The organism is Dietzia timorensis (genome assembly GCF_001659785.1).
Classification (GTDB): domain Bacteria; phylum Actinomycetota; class Actinomycetes; order Mycobacteriales; family Mycobacteriaceae; genus Dietzia; species Dietzia timorensis.
The window spans coordinates 235,472-258,469 of sequence record NZ_CP015961.1; the positions used below are offsets into that span (position 1 = coordinate 235,472).

Here is a 22,998-nt window from a genome sequence, read left to right on the forward strand (position 1 = left end):
AAAATGTCTCCCGTGCCAAGAACTAATTCTTGAGAACTATGAGTTACAAAAATGTAAGAGTGGTCCAAGTTATTCATGTGGCTTGAGTTAATTGTCGGACTACCTGCGGGTATGGCGGCGGGGCGCGGGAAAATGCGCACGTCCGACGTCATAAAGAAAAAGGGAAAGAAAATTCCAAAGGTGGGTGAACTTTGGGGACATGGGGAGAGGCGAGGGGCGCGGCGTGGCGCGCGGAGGGAGTGTCTTCGGGCAATGACGGCCTCCGCGATTAGGCTGGGGGCGCGCGAATAGCGGGCCGCAGCGGATCGCCTGCCGGCCTCGCGCGAACGAGTACGAAGTGGCGAGCTAGTAGAAAGAGGCCTAGATGGCGAACGAGCGCGAATGGGAAAACTACGACCTGGTGGTCGTCGGGTCGGGGTTTTTCGGGCTCACCGTGGCCGAGCGTGCGGCGACGCAGCTCGGTAAGCGCGTCCTCGTGCTCGAGCGGCGCCCGCACATCGGCGGCAACGCGTACTCGGAGGCGGAGCCGGAGACCGGCATCGAGATCCACAAGTACGGCGCGCACTTGTTCCACACCTCGAACGAGCGGGTGTGGGAGTACGTCAACCAGTTCACCGATTTCACCGATTACCAGCACCGCGTATTCGCCATGCATAAGGGCACGGCATACCAGTTCCCGATGGGGCTCGGCCTGGTCAACCAGTTCTTCGGCCGCTACTACTCGCCGGACGAGGCCAAGAAGCTCATCGCCGAGCAGTCGGCGGAGATCGCCACCGAGGACGCGACGAACCTCGAGGAGAAGGCGATCTCGCTGATCGGCCGCCCGCTGTACGAGGCGTTCGTGCGCGACTACACCGCCAAGCAGTGGCAGACCGACCCGAAGAACCTGCCTGCTGAGAACATCACGCGCCTGCCGGTGCGCTACACCTTTAATAACCGCTACTTCAACGACACCCACGAGGGTCTTCCCGTCGAGGGCTACACGGCGTGGCTGGAGAACATGGCCGCCGACGAGAAGATCGACGTCGTGCTCGACACCGACTGGTTCGAGGTGCGGGACGCCGTACGCGCGGCCAGCCCCGACGCGCCCGTGGTCTACACCGGCCCGCTCGACCGCTACTTCGACTACTCCGAGGGCAAGCTCGGCTGGCGCACGCTGGACTTCGAAACCGAGGTACTCGAGACCGGTGACTTCCAGGGCACCCCGGTGATGAACTACAACGATGCCGAATTCGACTACACCCGCATTCACGAGTTCCGGCACTTCCACCCCGAGCGGAAGAACTACCCGAAGGACAAGACGGTCATCATGCGCGAGTACTCGCGCTTCGCCGAGGGCGACGATGAGCCGTACTATCCCATCAACACCCCGGACGACCGCGAGATGCTCACCCGCTACCGCGAACTCGCCGACGCCGAGACCGAGAACGCCAAGGTGCTCTTCGGCGGCCGCCTGGGGACGTACCAGTACCTGGATATGCACATGGCCATCGGCGCGGCGCTGAGCATGTTCGACAACAAGGTCTCCCCGTTGCTCGGGGGTTAGCTCGCCGCATGCGGCGTGGCGGGGTTCTGCCGTCGCGTCGGCATAGGCGATAATCGACAGGCATACACAGGCGCGGACCCCCACAAAGACTCGGGTTCGATGACAGCACGGAATTCACGGAGGTCGGCGAAGACTGTGAAGAGCGCACCCACCAGCTCCCCGGATAGCCCCGCGAGCACGGAATTCGATCCGCGCCGCCTGGCGAGGGTGATTTTCCCGAAACGTGGGGAGCCTTCGGATGTGCGCTCGCTGTACATCGTGGAGAACCCGGCCGCGCCCGACCGGGTCGCCGCGGACGGCCGCACGAGCGCTCGGATCCCGGCGCGCACCGAGATCAGCTTCGAGACCTACTTCAATGCGCTACCCGCCTCGTACTGGCGTCGCTGGTCGCAGCTGAGTGAGGTGCTGCTGCGCATCGAGCTCACAGGCGACGCGCGTGTCGACGTGTACCGCTCGAAGCTCGACGGCGCCCGTATCGCGGTCACCGGTGAGACCACCGAGGCCGGCGCCGAGGGTCGCTCGGTGCTCGAGTTCGTCATCTCGCTCGCCCCGTTCGAGGACGGCGGCTGGATTTGGTTCGACATCTCCTGCGAATCGGACACCATCATCCACTCGGCCGGCTGGTACGCGACCGTCGATGCCGGCCCGCAGGAGATCCACAGCGAGCGCGCCGTGCTCGACAACCCTGTCACCGGCGAGAGCGCCGAGTTCGGCCGGGGCGACCTGCTGCCGGCGGCCGCGCCGCGGCTCACCGTGGGCATCCCGACGTTCAACCGGCCGACCGACGCGGTGGCCGCGCTCCACGCGCTGGCCTCGGATCCGCAGGTCGACGGCGTCATCGACGCCGTGATCATGCCGGACCAGGGCGATAAGCACCCGGCCGATGAGCCGGACTTCGGCGAGGTCGAGGAGCATTTCGGGGACCGCCTGCGCATCGTGCGCCAAGGCAACCTCGGCGGCTCCGGCGGCTACTCGCGCATCATGTACGAGGCGCGCCACGCAGAGCGCGGCACCGACAGCCCGTACATCCTCTACATGGATGACGACATCGTCATCGAGCCCGATTCCATCCTGCGTGCGCTCGCCGCCGCGCGGTACTCGGCGCGGCCGATGCTTATCGGCGGACAAATGCTCAACCTGCAGGAGCGCAGCCACCTGCACACGATGGGCGAGATCGTCGACCGCTCGGACTTCATCTGGAAGAACGCGCCGAACTCGCACTACGACCACGACTTCTTCAATCACCCGCTTCGCGACCGCGGCGAGAACCTCCCCGAGGGCGCGGAGAAGAGCAAGACGCCGAACAACTACCTCCACTCGCGCGATCTGCACCGCCGCATCGACGTCGACTACAACGGCTGGTGGATGTGCCTCATCCCGCGCGTCGTCGCCGACACGATCGGCCAGCCGCTGCCGCTGTTCATCAAATGGGACGACAGCGAATACGGCCTGCGCGCCTCCTCCCACGGTTTCCCGACCGCCTCGTGGCCCTCGATCGCGATTTGGCACATGGCCTGGTCCGATAAGGACGACGCGATCGACTGGCAGGCGTACTTCCACCTGCGCAACCGTCTCGTGGTCACCGCCCTCCATTACGACGGCGATATCAAGGCGATCATCAAGACCCTGTACAAGTCGTTGTTCAAGCACATGACGTGCCTCGAATACTCGACGGTGCGCATCCAGTCCGAGGCGATCCGCGACTTCCTCCGCGGCCCCGAGGCTCTCGAGGAGATGCTGCCCGCCGCGCTGCCGAAGGTGCAGGCGCTGCGTAAGGAGTACCCGGACGCGGTCCAGCTGCGCTCGGCCACCGAGCTCCCGCAGGCCTCCGGATTCCCGGGCGTCACCGACGAGCCGAAGAGCGCGCCGGCGAAGGCTAAGGCTCTGCTCAAGGGGATGGCGCATAATCTGCGTCCGCACGATCCGCGCAACCACGAGGTCCCGCAGATCAACATCCCACCGGCCGATGCCCGCTGGTACTGCCTCGGCCGCGTCGACGGCGCGACGGTGACCTCCGCCGACGGGCGCGGGGTGTACTTCCGCCAACGCGACCGCGCGAAGGCCGCCGAGCTGGTCCGCGAGACCCTGCAGATGCATCGCGAGCTGGCCCGCCGATTCCCAGAACTGCGCCGCCGCTACCGCGAGGCGCATGCCGATCTTGTCTCGAAGGAGGCGTGGAGCCGTGTCTTCGACGAACAATGATTCTCCCGGCAGGTCGCCGGAATCCGGGCCGCCCACTGGGGAGGCGGCCATCCTGGCCAGCCTGCAGACAGGCCTGCGCGCCATCCCTGGATCGCTCGGAATAGCCACGACGCTCTCGCACATCGGCGAGCACGCGCTGGGCTGGGTCGCACTGTCCGCGGCCGGCGCAGCCCTCCAACCGGAGCGCCGCACCGAATGGATGACGGCGGGCGTCGGAGCCTTCGGCGCGCACGCGGCCTCCGTCGTCGCGAAGCGGATCGTCCGGCGCAAGCGTCCGCACCACCCCGCGATCAAGATCGGCGTGGGAACACCGTCGAAGATGAGCTTCCCGAGCTCGCACGCCACCTCCACGACGGCCTTCGCGCTGCTCGCAGGCAAGGCGACGGGCAACCCGCGGCTGGCATTCTGGGTGCCGGCGTCGCTGATCCCCGCGATGCTCGCGAGCCGGCTCACGCTCGGGGTGCACTACCCCTCCGACGTCATGGGCGGGGCGGTCCTCGGGGCGGCCTCGGCTGCGGCGGCGGGTCGATTCGCACCGGAAATGTTCGAACGTGCCACCGCCGCAGGTCTCCTGCCCGGCGCACTGACCACGAGTAAGGATGCGCGATGAGCGAGAACAAGGACGCTGACGCGACCGCCACGAGCGCGCCGAAGGGCGGCAAGGACATCCAATCCGACCCGGACAGCGCTGCGCCGGCCGACTACGCCTGGGCCGAGCCGCACACCGCGAACGAACGCGAGGGCGCGGCCGAGGACGCCGACGTCAAGGGCCACCCGCCGAAGAACCTCCTCGACGGGATGATCAAGGCGCTGCGCCCGAAGCAGTGGGTGAAGAATGTCCTGGTCATCGCCGCTCCCGCGGCCGCGGGCACCGAGATGCTCACCGACAGCGATGTGCTGCTCAAGGTCGCCATCGCGTTCGTCGTGTTCTGTATGGCCTCGTCGTCGATCTACCTCATCAACGACGCGATGGACGTCGAGGCCGACCGCCAGCACCCGACCAAGCGCTTTCGGCCGATCGCGGCGGGGGTGCTGCCCGTCGGGCTCGCCTACGCGATGGCGGCGGCGCTCATCATCGGCGCGATCGTCGTCTCGGTGGTGTTCGCCTCGTATTCGCTCGCGATCGTCGCGGCCGTATATATCGTGCTGCAGCTGATGTACTGCTTCGGCCTCAAGCACCAGCCCGTGCTCGACATCTGCTTCGTGTCCTCGGGCTTCCTGCTGCGCGCGATCGCTGGTGGCGCGGCGGCCGAGGTCCACATCTCGCAGTGGTTCCTGCTCGTCATGGCGTTCGGTTCGCTCTATATGGCCGCGGGCAAGCGCTACGCCGAGATGCGCTACCACATGAAGACGGGCGCGAAGATCCGCAAGGCCCTCGAGGGATACACCGCGACCTACCTGCGTTTCGTGTGGACGCTCTCGGCTACGGTGCTCGTGCTCTGCTACGCCCTGTGGGCCTACGATCGAGGTTCGGATCCGGCCACGCCGGGTGCCGCCGCGATCTGGCTGCAGGTGTCCATCGTCCCGTTCACCGTCGCAGTACTGCGCTACGCCGTGGACGTCGACGCGGGTTCGGCCGGCGAGCCGGAGCAGATCGCCTTCAGCGACCGCGTCCTGCAGATCCTCGCCGTGGGCTGGATCGCCGTGGTGGCGGTCGGCATCTACGTCATCCCCGCCTTCTTCTAGCCCGCCGGGCGAAGGAACGTTTCACCCACCTCGACCGATAAGACAACCACAGTGAGCAGCCCAACTCTGGCAGAGTCCCAGCCCGAAACCGCCCCGCCGCATCCGCCCAACGGGCGCCTCGCGGTCGCGGGCGGTTTCGCGCGCGCACACTGGGCGCCGCTGACGTTCTGGGGCTCCGTGCTCGCTGTCGTCGCCGTGTTCTTCGCCGGGGCGTGGGAGCGGCGCTGGATCGCCGACGACGGGCTCATCGTCCTGCGGACGGTCCGCAACATGCTTGCCGGCAACGGCGTCGTGTTCAACGCCGGCGAACGCGTCGAGGCGAACACCTCCACACTGTGGACGATGCTCATCTACGCCGCCCAGCGCGTGCTGAACCTGCCGCAGATCGAGGTCGTCGCACTCATCGTCGCGCTCGTCACCTCGATGTCGGCGGTCGTATTCGCGATGTGGGGCGCCCGCGTCATGTGGGCCGGAACCCGTCGCCACCCTGCGCGACACCACGGGCTCATGACGTCGAAGGTGCTCATGCTGCCCCTCGGGATCGTGGTCTACGTCGTCCTTCCCCCTGCGCGCGATTTCGCCACATCCGGCCTGGAGACCGGGTTGGTGATCGCGTGGATCGCGCTCGTGTGGCTGCTGCTCCAACGCTGGGCGCGCGCTCCGCACTCGCAGCACCCGATCGGCATTCCCACGGCCGAGACCGCGTTTCTCGCGATCGTCGCCGGGCTCGGCCCGCTCGTGCGCCCGGAGCTCGCGATCGTGTCGGTCTGTGCCCTCGCTCTCATCTTCTTCGCGCGCTCGTCGATGCTGCACCGGGCGTGGCTCGTGGTCATCGCCGGCTTCCTGCCGCTGGCCTACCAACTGTGGCGGATGAGCTACTACGGCCTGCCGTACCCGAATACCGCTGTCGCCAAGGATGCGGGCGGCTCGAAGTGGGGGCAGGGCTTTGCCTATCTACTCGACCTGGCCGGCCCCTACTGGCTCGCGTTGCCCATGCTCGTCGGACTCGGCGCGATCGTCATTTCCGCCGCGTGGGCGGCCGCCGGGCCGCGCCCGGCACGTCCGACGTCATCCAGCGGTGACGTCACCGGTCGGCGCGGGGTGACGGTGGCCGGGCGCGAGCTGCCGGCGCTGCGCTCTACACCCGTGGTGACGGCGCTCTTCGTTGCCGTCGGGGTCGTGCTCGCGCTGTACTCGGTGCGCGTGGGCGGCGACTTCATGCACGGGCGGGTGCTCCTGCCGCCGCTGTTCACGCTGCTGCTGCCGCTCGCCGTGCTCCCCATCCCGGTCGGGCGGCAGACCGGCCGCGACCGGCAGTGGCGCTTCGTGCTGCCGGTGCTCATCGGCGGCTGGCTCGTCGTGATGGGCTGGGCGGTGACGGTATCGATCGCGCAGGACCCGTTCCCCGACAAGGCCGAATCGATCACCTCGAACGGCATCGTCGACGAGCGCGCGTTCTACCTCCAGCGCACCGGGCACAAGCATCCGCTGCTCGCGCGCGACTACCTCGACTTCCCGCGCATGCAGGAACTGATCACCCAGGTGCGCGCGAACATGACGGGCGCGGTGTTCCTCCCTGTCGGCGGCGCGCAGGACCGGTGGGATGTCGTCGAGTTCGATCACCCGCTTCCCGGACTGCAGCCTTTCGAGATCCCCGACGATCCGCAGAAGACCGTAGTCTTCCTCAACCTCGGCATGACCAGCATGAACCTGCCGCTCGACGTCAAGGTGTACGACACCGTCGGACTCGCGACTCCGCTGGCGGCGCACACCGACCGGATGGTCGACGGTCGCATCGGGCACGACAAGTACCTGCCGCTCGATTGGTACCTCGCCGACGCGGGGGTGGTCGAGAACCCGAACAACTATCCCGAGTGGGTCGACCCCGATTGGATCGAACAGGCGAAGGTGGCGCTGACCTGTCCCGCCACGGTCGAACTTCGCAAGTCGTACTCAGACCCGTTAACCTTGGAACGAAGAAAAGAGAATGTGGTTAACGCATTTTCATATGCGCAATACCGGATCAACCGCATTCCGGCCTACGAAGTGCAGCGCTGCGGGCTTCCGATGCCCCCCGAGGTGGACCTCGACGCCTATCCCCGGTAGTGTGCCAAAGAGTTCGGTCTCAACTTAATAACGCTTTAAGTTCAATTGAGGCACAAAGTGTAACGCCTGCCTCAATATGCGCGACAGTAACAGAGCGACATGTGTCGGACGGTGCCGAATTCCACGCCTTCCCGCACTTCTCCATTAAGGGGCCACGTTCCCGGACCGGACGCACGAAACGAAACAAGGAGCACTTCGATGACCAAAGCCGCGTCTCCCGCAGGCCGCCTGCGCCGCAAGCTGACAGCTGGCGCGCTGGCCCTAGCCACGGCTGTAGGCGTGGTGGCCGCCTCGCCGGCATACGCGCAGGACTCCGCCGGCTCGGCCGGCGATGCGCCGGCGGCAGCGGCTCCCGCCGCAGCGCCCGCGCAGCTGCCCCCGGGCGGCGAGGATCCGATGGGACACCGCAACTGGCTGCGCGCCGGTTGCTCGTGGGACCCGGTCCAGTCGTGGGTTCAGCTCTGTGATGTCTGGTCGCCGTCGATGAACCGGATGATCAAGGTTCAGGTCCAGCCGGCTCGCCAGGCGGGTAACGCCGGTCTCTACCTCCTCGACGGTCTCCGTGCGCGCGATGACTGGAACGCGTGGACCCACGACGCCCAGGCGCAGCGCACGTTCCTCTGGGACAACCTGACTCTGGTCATGCCCGTCGGCGGGCAGGTCTCCTTCTACTCCAACTGGCAGCGTCCGGTCGACATCAACGGACAGACGTACAACTACCAGTGGGAGACGTTCCTCACCGAGGAGCTCCCGGGCTACCTGCAGAACGAGTTCGGCGTTCGCCGCGACAACAACGCCATCGCGGGTCTGTCCATGGGCGGTTCGGCCGCAGCGGCACTCGCCGCCAAGCACCGCGACCAGTTCAAGCAGGTCTCGGTATTCTCCGGCTACATGAACCCGACCGCACCGGGCATGTACTCGATGATCCCGCTCGCAATGTTCGACCAGTGCAAGTGTGATCCGTTCGCCATGTGGGGGCCTCCGGGCTCACCCGATTGGGGCGCCAACGACCCGCTGCTCCTCGCCGATCGTCTCCGCGACATCCCGATGTACCTGACGGCCGGTTCGGCGATCCCGGGTCAATACGATCAGCCGGACAGCCTCCAGGCCGTGTTCAACACGTTCAACGGTGTCGTTCTCGAGGGCCTGTCCCGCGGTTCGACGATCGCGTTCCAGAACACGATCAACGCCGAGCCGAACCAGGCGAAGTTCGAGTACCGCACGACCGGTATCCACGGCTGGCCGTACTGGAACGACGACCTCATGTCGGCCAGGCTCGAGCAGATCCTCCCGGCGCTGAAGGCTCACGCCTGGTGGTGATCGACCGGCTGAGACGAAAAGTCTCAACCACAACTTAAGAAATTTTGTGTCTGGCGCGAGTCGCCTGGACCAAAACCGGGGCCCTGCGCGTAGATTAGCTATCGCAGGGCCCCGGTTTTCTATTTGGTCGCACCCGTGGGAGGGGAACCCACGGGCAGTCCTACCGAGGGTCTCCACGAGCGTTGCACCGGTGCAGCGGCCCGCATGAGATGTGGGCGGGCACGTACCCGGGACCAGCGCCGACTGGGAAACTTCACGTCCAGCGCCGGCGGACAGCCAGGCAGGAACAGAAAGCGCCACTACACATGAACGGATCGCGCCGCGAGGCATCGGCATCACGCGGATCTTCCCCACGCAAGGCGGCACCGCGGAGCTCGGGTCGGGTCTCGAATAAGAACACATTGACCTGGAACCGTAAGCAGTTGCGCCTCGTGCCGGTCGTCGCCGTCGCGGTGGCCGCGCCGCTCGTCGTCGGCGTCGCCACGGGCCAGTCGAACAACTCCGGCGTGCCCGAGGCCAACGCGCAGACCGGCACCTCGACGTCCGCATCGCCGACGTCCAGCCGCTCCACCAGCGCGCCGACCTCCAGCGAATCCACACCCTCGTCGTCGGCGACGGCCAGCACGGAACAGCGCCCGGCCGCGAATACGGACGTGCCCGCCGGCGTCCGACTCGACCGCGTCGACTGGCTCAGCGAACGCCGCGTAGCGCTGTGGGTGCAGTCCGCCGCCATGGAGCGCCCGATCCAGGTACAGCTCCTCCTTCCCGCCTCGTGGAACTCCGAGCCCGACCGCACGTACCCGGCGCTGTACATGCTCGATGGGCTGCGCGCCGTGGACACGGAATCCGGCTGGACGCACGAAACCCAGATCGAGAAGTTCTTCGACTCCAAGGACGCAGTCATCGTGCTGCCCGTCGGCGGCGAGTCGAGTTTCTACACCGACTGGGCGAATCCGGCCAAGGACGGCGAGCCGTACCAGTGGGAAACGTTTATGACCGAAGAGCTGCCGCCGCTCATCGCGCGCGACTGGCGCCTCAACGACCGCGCGGGGATCGCCGGGCTGTCGATGGGCGGCACCGCCGCGATGAACCTGGCCGCGCACAATGAAGGCCAGTACCAGTTCGCCGCGAGCTTCTCCGGCTACCTCGACACCACGAGCTTCGGCATGCCCGAGGCGATCAAGGCCGCTCAGCTCGACGCGGGAGGCTACAACTCCGAGGACATGTGGGGGCCGCTCGGCGGCGAGACCTGGAAGCAGAACGATCCCAAGCTCCAGGCACAGCGCCTGAAGGACGTCTCGCTGTACGTCTCGGCCGGCTCGGGCAACACCGGGCCGTGGGACAAGCCCTCGCCGATCGAAGGAATCCCGGAGAACTTCGCCGGATACGGGCTCGAGCTTCTCGCGCGCATGACGACCCAGAACTTCGTCAACGCGGCCGAGAAGGCCGACGTACCGGTCACCTCCAAGTTCCGTCCGTCCGGCACCCACACCTGGCCGTACTGGCAGTTCGAGATGACCCAGGCGTGGCCGCAGGCCGCCGAGGCGCTCGGTACCGAGGTCAACGCGCCCGAGTGCAAGGCGGAAGGCGAGATCGGCAAGTTCCGCGAGGCCAACGGCTCGCTAGGCGATTGCCTCACCGGCGAGTACGCGGTCGAGGGCGGCCGTGCCCAGGACTTCCGCGAGGGACGCGTGTTCTGGTCCGAGGACACCGGCGCGCACGCCGTCACCGGTCGCATCGGTGCCACCTACCAAGCGGCGGGCGGACCCGAGGGTGAGCTCGGGCTGCCGACTTCCTCCGAGCAGAAGACCCCTGACGGCGTCGGTCGCTACACCACCTTCGAGAACGGCACGATCTACTGGTCCCCGAAGACCGGTGCGCACGCGGTGTCGGGCAAGATCCTCGACCTGTGGTCCTATAAGGGCTCCGAGCTCGGCGATCTCGGCTACCCCACCTCGGACGCGGTGCGGAACCCGAACAAGGACGGGGTCGCCCAGGGCTTCCAGAACGGCACGGTATTCCAGGCCGCCGACGGGGATCCGCGCATCGTCAAGGGCGCGATCCTTGGCAAGTACAAGGATCTCGGTTACGAAAATAGTGACCTCGGCTATCCGACCTCGGACGAGATCTCGCTGCGCGCGGGCGGCGGGGCGCTGTCCCGCTTCGAGAACGGCGGCATCTACTGGTCGCCGAACACCCAGGCACACGCAGTGCCCTACGGCCAGATCTTCGACGCCTGGGGCGAGGACGACTACGAGAACGGACGCTTCGGCTACCCGGTCTCCGACGTCCAGTCCGTCCCCGGCGGCGGCCAGGAGGTCGAGTTCGAGCACGGCAAGATCAGGCTCATCGCGGGAAGGATCGAGAAGTCATGACCCCAGCGCGCACCACGCGAGGCAAAGCCGGCACACGTATGACGGCGGGCAGCGGGATTGCCGTGGCGGCGCTCATCCTCGCGGGCTGTGGTTCGGGGGATTCCACCGTGTCCGGCAGCCCCGAGTCTCCGACCTTCGCGCCGCCGCCGAGCGCGGGGGAGCGGACGTCCGGTCCCGCGCCGGAACCGAACGGTGGGGGCTTTCCGGAGTCTCCCGAACCGGTCGAGAGCGACGCCCCCGGGCTGGAGAGCCCGGAGGTCAGCGCGCGGGAGCAGACTTATCTCGATGCGCTCGACGAACAGAAGATCAAAATCGATTCGCTCGAGCTCGAGCTGGTCGGCGCAGGCAACGGCATCTGCCGGATCCGTGCAACCGGCGGTGCCGCGGAGGAGACGACGACCCTCGCCAACGCCATGGCCGGGCAGCTCGTCGAAGGCGGATACGCCGAGGGCAACCCTGAAGACGTGGCACAGGAGATCATCGACGCCTCCGTCGAGCAGCTGTGCCCGTAGATTCTGCGGAATCCCTCGGCAATTGCCTGGGCATTCATAGAGGTCGGCACACAGCCCTCGCTTAGGCGCGGCCGATACGATCGGGCGGTTCGTACGATCGAATCGGCGCGCTCCGTGTGTTGGGCGCGCCGATTTCGGTCAAAATCGGCGACAGAAGGGAAGCGAACATGGCGGGAAAACGGAAGGGCGGCCGGCTTGGCCTGGCCCTCGGCGTCTTGGTGCTCGTCGTTCTCCTCGTCGCCGGCGTCGGCTGGTGGCTGTCGCGGGAGAATCCGACGAGCCCCATCGGGCAGCCGCCGGCCACGGAGCCGGGCGAACCCGAGCGCACCCAACCCGCCGACTGCCCCGACGTGTCGTTGATCTCGGTGCCCGGAACCTGGGAATCGGCCGCGGACGATGACCCCTACAACCCGCAGGCCAACCCGAATTCGCTTCTCACCAAGGTCACCGCGCCGCTGGCCGAGGCCAACGACCCGGCCCGGGTCGAGGTGTACACGGTGCCCTATACCGCGCAGTTCCGGAACCCACAGCTTCCGGAAGACGTGAGCTACAACGATTCGCGCGCCGAGGGCACCGAGAAGCTGCGCGACAAGATCGCCTCCACGCACGAGCGCTGCCCGTTCACCAAGTACGCGCTTCTCGGCTTCTCCCAGGGCGCCGTCATCGCCGGCGACGTCACCGGCGAGATCGGCAACGGCGACGGCGTCGTGCCCGCGGACCTCGTCCTCGGCACCGTGCTCATCGCCGATGGCCGCCGCGACCAGGGCGCCATCGGCCCGGGTCTGCAGCCGACGAATGGTCAGGGCATGGAGATCTCGCTGCAGGGCGCCTCGGGGCTCACCGAGCTCATCGCCGACGCGACAATGACGGGCCCGCGACCGGCCGGCTTCGGCGCACTCACCGAACAGACCGCCTCGCTGTGCGCGGGACCCGATCTGATCTGCAACGCGCCGATGGACGCGGCCGGCGGGGCGGCGAGGCTTTCCGAATTCCTCAACAACAACGCCGTCCACGCCGAATACGACACGAATCCGAATGTCGTCGAGGGCACCACGGCCACCGAGTGGAGCAGGCAGCATCTGCAGTCGCTCATCGACTCGGCCGAGGAAGTTCCGCACTCCTAGCCGATACGCACGCGGCCGATGCCGGTGGCGGCGGACCGCAGCGGAGAATCTCGGGGGATATCCACTCAGCCCGGCGTCATTTGCGTGTAACCGTCCACGTGAGCAGTACGATTCCCTAGGGTGACCCTGCCTGAGCGTTGCCTGCGAATGGAAACAGGGCGTGAGGTAACGGTAGAGTCTCTAGTTTTGGGGCAGATGCGGACACGTCCGCATGCCCCTTGACCGTACGAATGAGGTACTCGGGGGTTTCTCGGCAGCGAGGAATTCCCGGTTGCGGCCGCATGCCGGTGGGTCGCCTGTACTAGAGCGCCGAGAAGGATGGAGCATTAGCAACGTGGAGTTCGATGCGTACCGCAACGAGTCTGGGGCGATAGCCCTACCCGAGGACGCCACGTTGGTGGACTTCGTGGAGGAGAACGTATCGCGCGCCAATGCCGATCCCGAAGCGGATACTCTCGTCTTCCGTTTCAATGACTACTCGAAGTCGCGCCAGGGCGAGCAGCAGGACCTGTCGTGGTCGGGCTTCGGCGCCCGGCTACACGCCATCGCCGCGCGGCTCCAGCAGGTCGCCTCGCCGGGCGATCGCGTCGCGATCCTCGCGCCTCAGGGCCTCGACTACGTCGTGTCGTTCTTTGCCGCGATCCACGCCGGACTCATCTCCGTCCCGCTGTTCGATCCCGACGAGCCGGGCCACAAGGATCGCCTGCACGCGGTCCTGGGGGACTGTAAGCCCGCCGTCATCCTCACTTCTTCCCAGTCGGCCGCCGGTGTGCGCCAGCTGTTCCGCGAGGTCCCGGCCCGCGAGAGGCCGCGCGTCGTCGCCGTCGACGCGATCCCGAGCGAGCTCGGTAGCTCCTGGCAGAAGCCCGACCTGCACGGCTCCGACATCGCCTACCTGCAGTACACCTCGGGTTCCACGCGCACGCCGGCCGGCGTCGAGATCACCCACACCGGCGTGTGCACCAACGTGCTGCAGCTGATGTTCGGGCTCGGACTCACCGACCGTTCCAAGGGCGTCACCTGGCTTCCGCTGTTCCACGACATGGGCCTGCTGTGCGTGATCCTCCCGGCGATGGCCGGTGCGTTCACCTCGATCATGTCGCCGCGCGCGTTCGTGCAGCGCCCGGGACGCTGGGTGCGCGAGCTCGCCGCCTATCCCGAGGCCGAGGGCATTTTCGCAGCGGCCCCGAACTTCGCCTTCGAGCACGCCGCGCGCCGCGGACTGCCCGCCGAGGGGGAAGAGCTAGACCTGTCGCACGTCACCTCCATCATCAACGGTTCGGAACCCGTCACCCCGACGTCGATCCGCGCCTTCCAGGAGGCATTCACCCCGTACGGTCTCTCCGACACGGTGGTCAAGCCCTCGTACGGCATGGCGGAAGCGACGCTGTTCGTCTCCTCTCCGGAGCAGCACGCCGCACCAGTGATCGTGCACGTCGACCGCAACAGCCTGAACGAGGGCCGCTTCGAGATCATCGATGCCGCCGACGTCGAGGGCAATTCCGAGGCCATCCCGCAGGTGGCGTGCGGCTACATCGCGCCGTCCCAGTGGGCTGTCATCGTCGACCCCGAGCTGGATGACGACGGGGAGCACACCGGCAATGGCCGTGAGCTGCCCGACGGGTCCGTCGGCGAGATCTGGCTGCACGGCGCAAATATCGGCCAGGCCTACTGGAAGCGCCCGGACGAGTCGCGTGCCACTTTCGACAACCGTCTCGTCTCCCGGCTGAGCGAGAATTCCCATGCCGAGCGCGAGTTCGGAGACGTTCCCGCAGACGCAGGTTGGCTCCGTACTGGAGACTTCGGTGTCTATCACGACGGGCAGATCTACATCACCGGCCGCGTCAAGGACCTCGTGATCGTCGACGGGCGAAACCACTACCCGCAGGATCTCGAGGCCACGGCGCAGCTCGCCTCCGAGGCGCTGCGGCCGAACTTCGTTGCCGCCTTCTCCGTGCCCGCGAACCAGCTCCCGCCCGAGGCGCGCAACGGGCTCGACGTCGACCCCGGCGACGGCTCGGAGACGCTCGTGCTCGTCGCCGAGCGCGCACCGGGAGCAGGCAAGGCGGACCCGGCCCCGGTGGCCGACGCCGTGCGGAAGGCCATCTCCGAGGCGCACGGCGTCCACGCGCAGGACGTGCTCCTCGTGCCCGCCGGCTCCATCCCGCGTACCTCCTCGGGCAAGATCGCCCGCCGTGCAACCCGCCAGGAATACATCACGGGCACGCTGCGTGGCGGATACCAGCAAACCGCATTTCCGGACCTGGACGAGGGCTAACGGCCATCCGAGACCTTTCCCGCTCCGAACCACACAGTGCAAGGACGCTCCGGGACGACCGACCGGCGTGTCGAGGAAAACGCGGCCAGACCGGGTGCGCGTGGTTAGCTGCCGGGCAGCGCCGCATAGACTTCTGCGCATGAGCGACGACGGACCTCAAGGAGGCGAGAGAGGCGATGGCGGTGCGACCGCATCGCCATCGCCCTCGTCTCTGGCTGCCCTGGTCCGTGGGTCGGCGAGTGGTGACAGAGGTGCTTTTGCGCAGCTCTTCGACCTGACCTCGCCTCGGCTTTACGGACTGATCGTCCGGATTGTCGGCGACCGTGGCTATGCGGAGGAGATACTGCAGGAGTCGTACCTGCAGATATGGGAAAGTGCCGATCGCTACGAAGAGAAATTCGGATCGGCACTGAGCTGGATGCTCACCATCGCACATCGACGTGCAGTGGACCGGGTGCGCAGCGAACAGTCGGCACGGCGGCGAGAGGAGGCAGACGCAATGCACTCTCCGGCCGAACAGGTTGACATCGCCGAAGGCGTGGCAGAGTCGATGGCGTCGCGTGAACTTGCGACCGACGTGCGGCGTTGCGTCGACGACCTCTCCTCGGTGCAGAGGCAGGCGATCGAGCTCGCATACTTCGGTGGGCTGACATACCGCGATGTCGCCGAACGGCTCGGCGCCGCATTGCCGACGGTGAAATCCCGGATCAGAGACGGTCTGCGAAACCTGAAAAAGTGCCTGGGGGGTGAGCCGAGATGAGCGCGTTTCCGTCGATCGATGACGGCGATTTCGAGCTCTACGCCCTCGGAGCGCTCGGCACCGAGGAAAGCCGACGTGTCCGGCAAGCCTTGGAGGGCGCCGAACCCGCGCAACGGGAGGCGATGCTGCGCCGAATCGCCGAAGCGCGGGAGGCCGCGGCTGCGCTGGTGGAGGCGGCCGATCTCGACGAGGCACCGCCGGCGCGGGCCAGGGCCGAGCTACTCGAAGCGATCGATCGGGGGCAACCGGCGGATCGCTCCACGAGCGGCGGCGACGTCATAGATGCACGGTCCAGGTTCCGCCCCGCAACCCTCGCGGCCGCAGCAGCGGTAGTCCTACTCCTTGGTGCCGGAGTGGTCGCTATCGCAGTGCGTTCCGGCGACAACACGGCAGAGATCGCCGGGCCCGAGAGTTCGACGGCGCAGACGTCCGAGCCGGGTGTCGACGACGGCCCCACGGGCATGGTCGACCAGATCATGGCGGCCCCCGACGCGAATATCGTCAATGCCTCACTGGATTCCGGCGCGACGGCGAAGGTCATGGAATCGGAGCAACTCGACATGGCCGTGTTGGAGATCTCGGGCATGCCCGAAGCCTCCGAGGGGATGCACTACCAGCTCTGGCTCAACGGCTTCGGGCCCAACCCGATCGCCGGTGGAGCCATGTCGGTCGGCGCCGACGGCAGCACCCTGATGGGTGGCATCGAGGAGCTGGCGAGGACGAGTGGCGTCGCCGTGACGCAGGAGCCGAACTCCGATCCGCGTCCACCCGCCCCGACCGGGGAAGTGCTCATGGAAATGGACATGGCCTAGCGGACCGGTTCTTCGTCGGCCGAGCAAGGGAAGGCGCCCCCGAGCCCTTCGTGTGAGGAGCTCGGGGGCGCCATGCCTTGCCCGCGTGGGGCCGCTACATCTTCGGCATGAGGACGCCGTCGATCAGATACACCACGGCGTTGGCGGTTTGCACTCCGCCACAAACTACCTGTGCTTCGCCGACCGCGAGATCGTCGCCTTCTCCGGTGACCTCGATCTCGTCTCCGGCGAGCGTAGTGTGCGTGCCGGCGATGTCATCGGGGTTGATCTTGCCTTCGACGACGTGATGGCTGAGCACGTTGGTGAGGAGATCCGCATCCGTGCCAAGGGTGTCCATCGTGGCGTCGTCCACGGCATCGAATGCCTCGTCCACCGGTGCGAACACGGTGAGCTCGCCGCCGTTGAGCGTGTCCACGAGATTGACGTCGGGGTTCACTTCGCCGGACACCGCGGCCGTGAGGGTGGTGAGCATGGGGTTGCTCGAGGCGGCGGTGGCGACAGGTTCTTGTGCCATGCCGTCGACCGACGCGGGTCCGTCGGGATTCTGCTCCGCGTATGCGCTGCAGCCGCTGCCGACAAGATTAGCCATGGGATCTGCATCTTCGGCGCCGTTTGCCGGGCTGGTCATCGACATGTCGCTCGATTCGGACATCGGCGCCGAGGACGACATCTCATCTCCCGACCCCATACTGTTCATTTCCTCTGGCTCTTCGGTTCCGCAGGCTCCGACGGCCAGTGCGGCGGCCGCTGCGATCGCAAGACCGCCTCTGCGAATGGTGCTCGTCTTCATGGTGTCCTCCTTAATGGATGTGCACGTTCACCATGTGGTTCGGATCACCGGGCTACTCGGATGGGTGACCGAAGAAATTGACCGGAAACCGACGGGTTTCGCAGTCTCACACCCATCCGGAGAATGCGTTCCTACGAATTCCGTACGCAGGCGATAGCGGGAGACAGAGGGAGCGGGAATGAGTAACGAGACAGGCGGCCTGTCCTCTGGCGGCAACCGCGGTGCACGCGTGGGTCGACACGTTCGGAGGGCGAGTGTCGGACTACTTGCGGCAATGATGGTGGCTGCCCTGGGTCACCTTTTATCGTTCCTCATCGCAGCCGGTTCCTCGCCGGTCGCAGCGGTCGCCGATGCCATCGTCGCGCAGGCTCCCTCTGCCATGCGCGAGTTCGCGATCAGTACTTTCGGAACGGCCGACAAGCCCGCGCTTGTCGTCGGGATCATCGGTGCGATCACGGTGTTGGCCGTAGCTGCCGGTGTGGCAGAACGTGTGGCCCGCCCATGGGGCTCCCTCTTGCTCGGTGTCCTGGCGTTGGCCGGCGTCGTCGCAGCCGTGAGCCGGCCAACGGCCACCTGGGCGTGGGCGATTCCCTCCATCGTGGGCGGTGCGGCGGGGATCGCCGTTCTTCGTTTCGGAATCCGATTGACCGATGCTCGGTCGCCCGTCCCGAAGGGAGGAGACCCCTCCGGGCCTAGTAGGCGTACGTTTCTCGCCTTTGTCGGCGGGGTCGCCGGACTGACGGTGGCGATCGGCGGTCTCGGGGTCGGGCTCGCCAGAAAAGCGAGTGACCTCGCCGCCGAACGATTGCGCATTGCGCTTCCTTCAGTCGCCGCGAAGCTACAGGCCCCTCGCCCGGGCCCCGAGGTCGAGGCGCCCGTGTCAGACGGCACTGCGTTTATCACCCCGAACGAGGACTTCTACCGGATCGACACCGCGTTGCAGCTGCCCGCGATCAGCGTGGAGGAGTGGAGCCTGCGCATCCACGGAATGGTAGACCGCGAAATCGAACTGAGCTGGCAGGATCTCAACGACCGGATGGCGATGGAACGCATCATTACGTTGACATGCGTGTCCAACGAAATCGGCGGAAGCCTAGCGGGTAACGCGACATGGACGGGTTTTCCCATCCGCGACCTCCTGGACGAGGTCGGTGTCCGGCCGGGTGCGGACATGCTGTTGTCCACCTCCGCGGACGGGTGGACCAGCGGAACCCCGATTGCGGCGTTGACCGATGGCCGTGACGCGATGCTGGCCGTGGGCATGAATGGAGAGCCCCTTCCAATCGAGCACGGGTACCCGGTCCGGCAGGTCGTGCCCGGACTGTACGGATACGTGTCGGCGACCAAGTGGGTGGTCGACTGGGAAATCACCCGCTTCGACCAGGCGAGCGCCTACTGGACCGATAGAGGTTGGGGCGAGAAGGGGCCGATCAAGACCGCTTCGAGAATCGACCGACCGGCGCCGTTGGCCGAACTCACCGCCGGCGTCAACGTCATCGCGGGGACCGCATGGGCTCAGCACAGGGGGATCTCGAAGGTTGAGGTCAGGGTCGATCAGGGGCCATGGCGGGAAGCGCAGACCGCTGCTGCGTACTCGGTGGACACCTGGCAAATGTGGTCCTGGGAATGGGATGCGACCCCGGGAATCCACACCGTCGTCGTTCGCGCGACCGATAACGACGGCGAGCTGCAGACAGAACGCCGACAAGGCACCGTGCCCGACGGGGCGACCGGTTGGCACAGCAGGACCTTCCGAGTTGTCGGCTAGGGACGAGCTGGCAAAAGTAGACAGACTTGTCTATATTTAGACGTACACAAAACGAACACGCAGGTAGTTAGTGATGCACGTCACCACGAAAGCAAATTGAAACAAGTTTCAATTTGCTTTTCGTCGTGTTAGCTTAGCCTGCACATACTTGATAAATTGGGCTTGGGAAGCGAACCCGCTCGGCAGGTGCTCGACAAGCGTGACACGTCTGGATCGAAGGAATTAAAGGAGGCGAAGGAGTTGCAGGACATTTCTAGCTCCGAACGACCAATGCGGGTAGCCGTGATCGGCTCCGGCCCCGCCGGTATTTACGCCGCCGACGCGCTGATGAAGTCCGATGTCGCCAAGGAGCGTGGCGTCAGCATCGACGTGTTCGAGCGCCTCCCAGCACCTTTCGGTCTCATTCGATATGGCGTCGCGCCGGACCATCCCCGCATCAAGGGCATCATCAAGGCGCTGCACAAGGTCCTGGACAAGCCGCAGGTGCGGCTGTTCGGAAACGTCAACTACGGCTCCGACGTCACTCTCGAGGACCTGAAGCGGCACTACGACGCCGCCATTTTCGCCACCGGCGCGACCGACGACCGGGGCCTCAAGATTCCGGGCATCGATCTCGAAGGCAGCTACGGCGCAGGACAGTTCGTCGCCTGGTACGACGGGCATCCGGATTTCCCGCGGACGTGGCCGCTGGATGCGGAGAAGGTCGCAGTGATCGGCGTGGGCAACGTGGCGCTCGACGTCGCGCGCGTGCTCGCGAAGACGGGCGACGAGCTGCTGCCGACCGAGATTCCGGCGAACGTGTACGAGGGCCTCAAGCAGAACAAGGCCGTCGAGGTGCACGTCTTCGGGCGACGAGGCCCGGCACAGGCCAAGTTCACCCCGCTCGAGCTTCGCGAGCTCGACCACTCGCCGAATATCGAGGTCATCGTCGATCCGCGCGACATCGAATACGACGAGGGCTCGGCCACCGCCCGCCGCACGGTGAAGATGGTGGACCAGGTCTCCTCGATCATCGAGGACTACGCGATTCGCGAGGGCAAGCCCGGCGCGATCCACAAGCTCTTCCTGCACTTCTTCGAGAATCCCACCGAGATCCTCGGTGAGGACGGCAAGGTTGTCGGCCTGCGTACCGAGCGCACCGAGCTCGACGGCACCGGAAACGTGAAGCCGACCGGCGAGACCACCGACTGGGAGGTCGGAGCCGTCTACCGCGCCGTCGGCTACTACTCCGACAACCTGCCGGACGTGCCCTTTGATGACCAGGGTGGCGTGATCCCGAACGAGGCCGGCCGCGTCCTCGAGGGCGGTAACCACATTCCGGGCGTGTTTACCACCGGCTGGATCAAGCGCGGGCCGGTCGGCCTGATCGGCCACACCAAGGGCGACGCGAACGAGACCGTCGAGTGCATCGTCCAGGACCTCGCCAACGGCGCGCTCAATACGCCGTCCGCGCCGGAGGAAGGCGAAATCGAGGCCCTCCTCGAGTCGCGATCGATCGCGTACACCACGTGGGATGGCTGGTACCGACTCGATGAGCACGAGCGCAGCCTCGGAGAGGCCGAGGGGCGCGAGCGCGTCAAGGTCGTTGAGCGCGACGACATGCTCAACGCCTCGGTGAACGAGCGCGAGCACGCCTCCTGATCCTGCATGGCTCCGGACGCCGGGGTGGACCTCGTCATACCGAGGACCGCCCCGGCGTTGCCGTGTCCGCCGCCGCGAGGGTTGCCCGCACCGCGTCCTCCCAGTCGGTCGGCTCGAGCCCAAATTCGGTGGTGAGGATTCCCGGCTCCAGCGAGCAGGGCCGGTACCAGAGATCGGAGATCGCCGAGAGCTCGCGCATCGTGCGGTCGGCGAGGCCGAGGCAGCGAAGGATGACGCGGGGGATCGCGATCACCTTGTAGCGCTTGGCGTCGAGCGCGGTCGTGGCGAACTCGACCAACTCTGCGAAGGTGCGGGCGACGTCGGTGGGGGCATGCACGACACCGTCCTGTTCGTCTGCGGCCAACGCCTCGGCGTTGTCGGCCGCGACGAGCATCGCGCGGGCGAGGTCCGGGGTGAAGGTGAGCGCATGGGGGACATTCGGATCGCCCGGGATGAACGGCCGCGAGCCGGCGGCGAGGGGCTGCAAAACGGTCGCGCAGGCGACTGCCGCGCCGCCGGTCATTCCCGTCGGGCCGATGAGGTCCGAGGCGACGACGCTGACCGTGCGCGCCGGGTGCGCCCGGCGGGCCTCGATGAGCTCCTGCCGGATGCGGCCCTTGTCCTCCCGCGGGCTGAACTCCGCGCCCTCGCGTAGGTCCTGGGCCGAGCCGATGAAGCCGTACATCGACTCCGGGAACACGACGGGGATGCCCGTCCGCGCCGCCGCGTCGAGTACGGAACGCTCGCGCCGGGGAAGGTCGCGGCGCCACGCGCGGGAGTCGTATTCGGTGTGGAAGCACGCGAGGATCGCGTCGGTGCTTGCCGCGGCGCTTGCTACCGCGCTTGAGTCCGCGACGTCGCCCGCGATGCGCGTGATCGATTCCGCGCCGGCGCCGTAGCGGGCGCGGCTCGCGGATTCGTCGAAGGCCGAGCGCCGGAAGATGGTGATGGTGTCGCCGCGCTCCAGCGCGGCGGAGACGATTTCGCGGCCGATCTGGCCTTCTCCGATGACGAGGTAATGCATGATGAACGGCTCCGATCCAGTGGGAGAGAAAACGAGAGCAGTGCTCTCTAAAGTTGAGTAAACACCCGAGTCTGCTAAATTGCAAGAGCAGTGCTCTCTATTTTCGGAAGGCGGTGTCGCCAGTGGTCGAGAAGGCCGGAAAGCGCGCGGCGGCGCGCGAGGAGATGATGCGGCGCATTCTCGAGGCCGGCCGTGCTCAGCTCGACCGCGACGGCGTCGAGTCGCTGAGTCTGCGCGAGGTATCCCGGGAGATCGGGGTCGTGTCGTCTGCGGTGTACCGGTACGTGGCCAGTCGCGATGACCTGCTCACTCTGCTGGTGGTGGACTGCTATAACGACGTCGGCGATGCCGTGGACGCCGACGACCAGGCGTCGGCGGGCGAGAGCGCGAAACGGCGATATATCGAGATTGCGGCACGCATGCGCCGGTGGGCGGCTGCGCACCCAGAAAGGTGGACGCTGCTCTACGGCACTCCTGTACGTGGCTACGCCGCGCCGTCCGAGCAGACGAACGAGCCCGGGACAAGGGTGCTCTCGCGATTTATGGAGATCGCGGGCCAGGCCGCGGGGGAGCCGAGTGGCCGCGGGCTCGAGGTCGACGAGGGGCTCGAACGATTTCTCGTCACCGAACAGGAACAATTCGGCACTTCGCTATCCCCCGGCGCGATGGTGGTGGCGGCGTCGCTGTGGTCCGGGACCGTCGGCGCGATAACCGCCGAGCTGTTCGGCCAATGGGGCCCCATGGACGCCGAGATCCGTGAACCGATGTTCGCCGCTCAGGTTCGCGCGCTGTCGACCATTCTCGACGTCGGGTGAAAGTGGGGGCGAGACACTTTGCGTGACTCCGACGTCATATGTGGAAGTGCCCCGCAGGTCGGCAGAGGGTAACGTCGGGAAGGTTACGAGACGATAAACTCGAGGCCGTATCGAGGCTCGGTGCGCCGTGCCGGGCGTCACGTTTAACGCGTGCGGCTAAATTGAGACGAGTACGACGGTTCGGCCGGGTCACCGCCCGAATGCATGCACCCAACGGGGAAGTTTGGAGGCCGCCACAT

Annotated in this window: 17 protein-coding genes; 15 read left to right on the plus strand and 2 right to left on the minus strand. The window is 66.5% G+C overall.

Annotation, left to right across the window (positions count from 1 at the left end; genetic code table 11):
- The first annotated feature begins 364 nt into the window (after positions 1-364).
- The 12 genes from glf (at position 365) to BJL86_RS01145 (ending at position 16,721) form a co-directional block, all read left to right on the plus strand.
- The gene (gene glf / locus BJL86_RS01090) at positions 365-1,546 is read left to right on the plus strand and encodes a UDP-galactopyranose mutase (protein ID WP_067476183.1); all 1,182 of its coding nucleotides are present in this window, start codon (positions 365-367) and stop codon (positions 1,544-1,546) included.
- Positions 1,547-1,645: 99 nt separating this feature from the next.
- On the plus strand, positions 1,646-3,748 hold the full coding sequence (locus BJL86_RS01095) for a glycosyltransferase (RefSeq protein WP_082908608.1): 2,103 nt from the start codon (positions 1,646-1,648) through the stop codon (positions 3,746-3,748).
- Positions 3,729-4,358, plus strand: a complete 630-nt coding sequence (locus tag BJL86_RS01100) for a phosphatase PAP2 family protein (protein ID WP_067476187.1) — start codon at positions 3,729-3,731, stop codon at positions 4,356-4,358. Before BJL86_RS01095 ends, BJL86_RS01100 begins: the two co-directional genes overlap by 20 nt.
- Positions 4,355-5,434, plus strand: coding sequence for a decaprenyl-phosphate phosphoribosyltransferase (locus tag BJL86_RS01105; RefSeq protein WP_082908610.1), 1,080 nt, complete (start codon positions 4,355-4,357; stop codon positions 5,432-5,434). Before BJL86_RS01100 ends, BJL86_RS01105 begins: the two co-directional genes overlap by 4 nt.
- 51 nt (positions 5,435-5,485) lie before the next feature.
- Positions 5,486-7,540 (plus strand): arabinofuranosyltransferase AftB family protein, encoded by a 2,055-nt coding sequence (locus BJL86_RS01110; protein WP_197487616.1) that lies wholly within the window; start codon positions 5,486-5,488, stop codon positions 7,538-7,540.
- Between the two features lie 198 nt (positions 7,541-7,738).
- On the plus strand, positions 7,739-8,860 hold the full coding sequence (locus BJL86_RS01115; RefSeq protein ID WP_083657603.1) for an alpha/beta hydrolase: 1,122 nt from the start codon (positions 7,739-7,741) through the stop codon (positions 8,858-8,860).
- Between the two features lie 401 nt (positions 8,861-9,261).
- Positions 9,262-11,235: an alpha/beta hydrolase-fold protein gene (locus BJL86_RS01120; protein ID WP_067472591.1), complete on the plus strand. Its 1,974-nt coding sequence runs from the start codon at positions 9,262-9,264 to the stop codon at positions 11,233-11,235.
- Entirely contained in the window at positions 11,232-11,747 is a 516-nt protein-coding gene (locus tag BJL86_RS01125) for a DUF732 domain-containing protein (RefSeq protein ID WP_067472570.1), read from the plus strand. The genes BJL86_RS01120 and BJL86_RS01125 overlap by 4 nt, the downstream gene beginning before the upstream one ends.
- 167 nt (positions 11,748-11,914) lie before the next feature.
- Complete coding sequence (locus BJL86_RS01130; RefSeq protein ID WP_067472588.1) at positions 11,915-12,871, plus strand: cutinase family protein; 957 nt, start codon at positions 11,915-11,917, stop codon at positions 12,869-12,871.
- Positions 12,872-13,205: 334 nt separating this feature from the next.
- A complete protein-coding gene (fadD32, locus tag BJL86_RS01135; protein ID WP_231887140.1) occupies positions 13,206-15,149 on the plus strand; it encodes a long-chain-fatty-acid--AMP ligase FadD32 in 1,944 nt (647 codons plus the stop codon).
- 139 nt (positions 15,150-15,288) lie between these two features.
- Entirely contained in the window at positions 15,289-15,909 is a 621-nt protein-coding gene (gene sigK, locus BJL86_RS01140; protein ID WP_082908377.1) for an ECF RNA polymerase sigma factor SigK, read from the plus strand.
- The gene (locus BJL86_RS01145; protein WP_067472567.1) at positions 15,906-16,721 is read left to right on the plus strand and encodes an anti-sigma factor; all 816 of its coding nucleotides are present in this window, start codon (positions 15,906-15,908) and stop codon (positions 16,719-16,721) included. Before sigK ends, BJL86_RS01145 begins: the two co-directional genes overlap by 4 nt.
- Positions 16,722-16,815: 94 nt before the next feature.
- Here the strand turns inward: BJL86_RS01145 and BJL86_RS01150 are convergent, their stop codons facing one another.
- Positions 16,816-17,511 (minus strand): fasciclin domain-containing protein, encoded by a 696-nt coding sequence (locus tag BJL86_RS01150; RefSeq protein ID WP_067472564.1) that lies wholly within the window; start codon positions 17,509-17,511, stop codon positions 16,816-16,818.
- 178 nt (positions 17,512-17,689) lie between these two features.
- On the opposite strand from BJL86_RS01150, the gene BJL86_RS01155 reads away from it, so the two are divergent.
- Together BJL86_RS01155 and BJL86_RS01160 are read left to right on the plus strand one after the other, a co-directional pair.
- A complete protein-coding gene (locus BJL86_RS01155; protein WP_082908376.1) occupies positions 17,690-19,279 on the plus strand; it encodes a molybdopterin-dependent oxidoreductase in 1,590 nt (529 codons plus the stop codon).
- Between the two features lie 249 nt (positions 19,280-19,528).
- The gene (locus BJL86_RS01160; RefSeq protein WP_067472579.1) at positions 19,529-20,920 is read left to right on the plus strand and encodes an FAD-dependent oxidoreductase; all 1,392 of its coding nucleotides are present in this window, start codon (positions 19,529-19,531) and stop codon (positions 20,918-20,920) included.
- Between the two features lie 34 nt (positions 20,921-20,954).
- On the opposite strand, the gene BJL86_RS01165 is transcribed toward BJL86_RS01160, so the two are convergent.
- The gene (locus BJL86_RS01165) at positions 20,955-21,944 is read right to left on the minus strand and encodes an NAD(P)H-binding protein (RefSeq protein WP_067472558.1); all 990 of its coding nucleotides are present in this window, start codon (positions 21,942-21,944) and stop codon (positions 20,955-20,957) included.
- Between the two features lie 122 nt (positions 21,945-22,066).
- Between BJL86_RS01165 and BJL86_RS01170 the strand changes: the two genes are divergently transcribed.
- Positions 22,067-22,759, plus strand: a complete 693-nt coding sequence (locus tag BJL86_RS01170) for a TetR/AcrR family transcriptional regulator (protein ID WP_082908375.1) — start codon at positions 22,067-22,069, stop codon at positions 22,757-22,759.
- Positions 22,760-22,998: the final 239 nt, after the last annotated feature.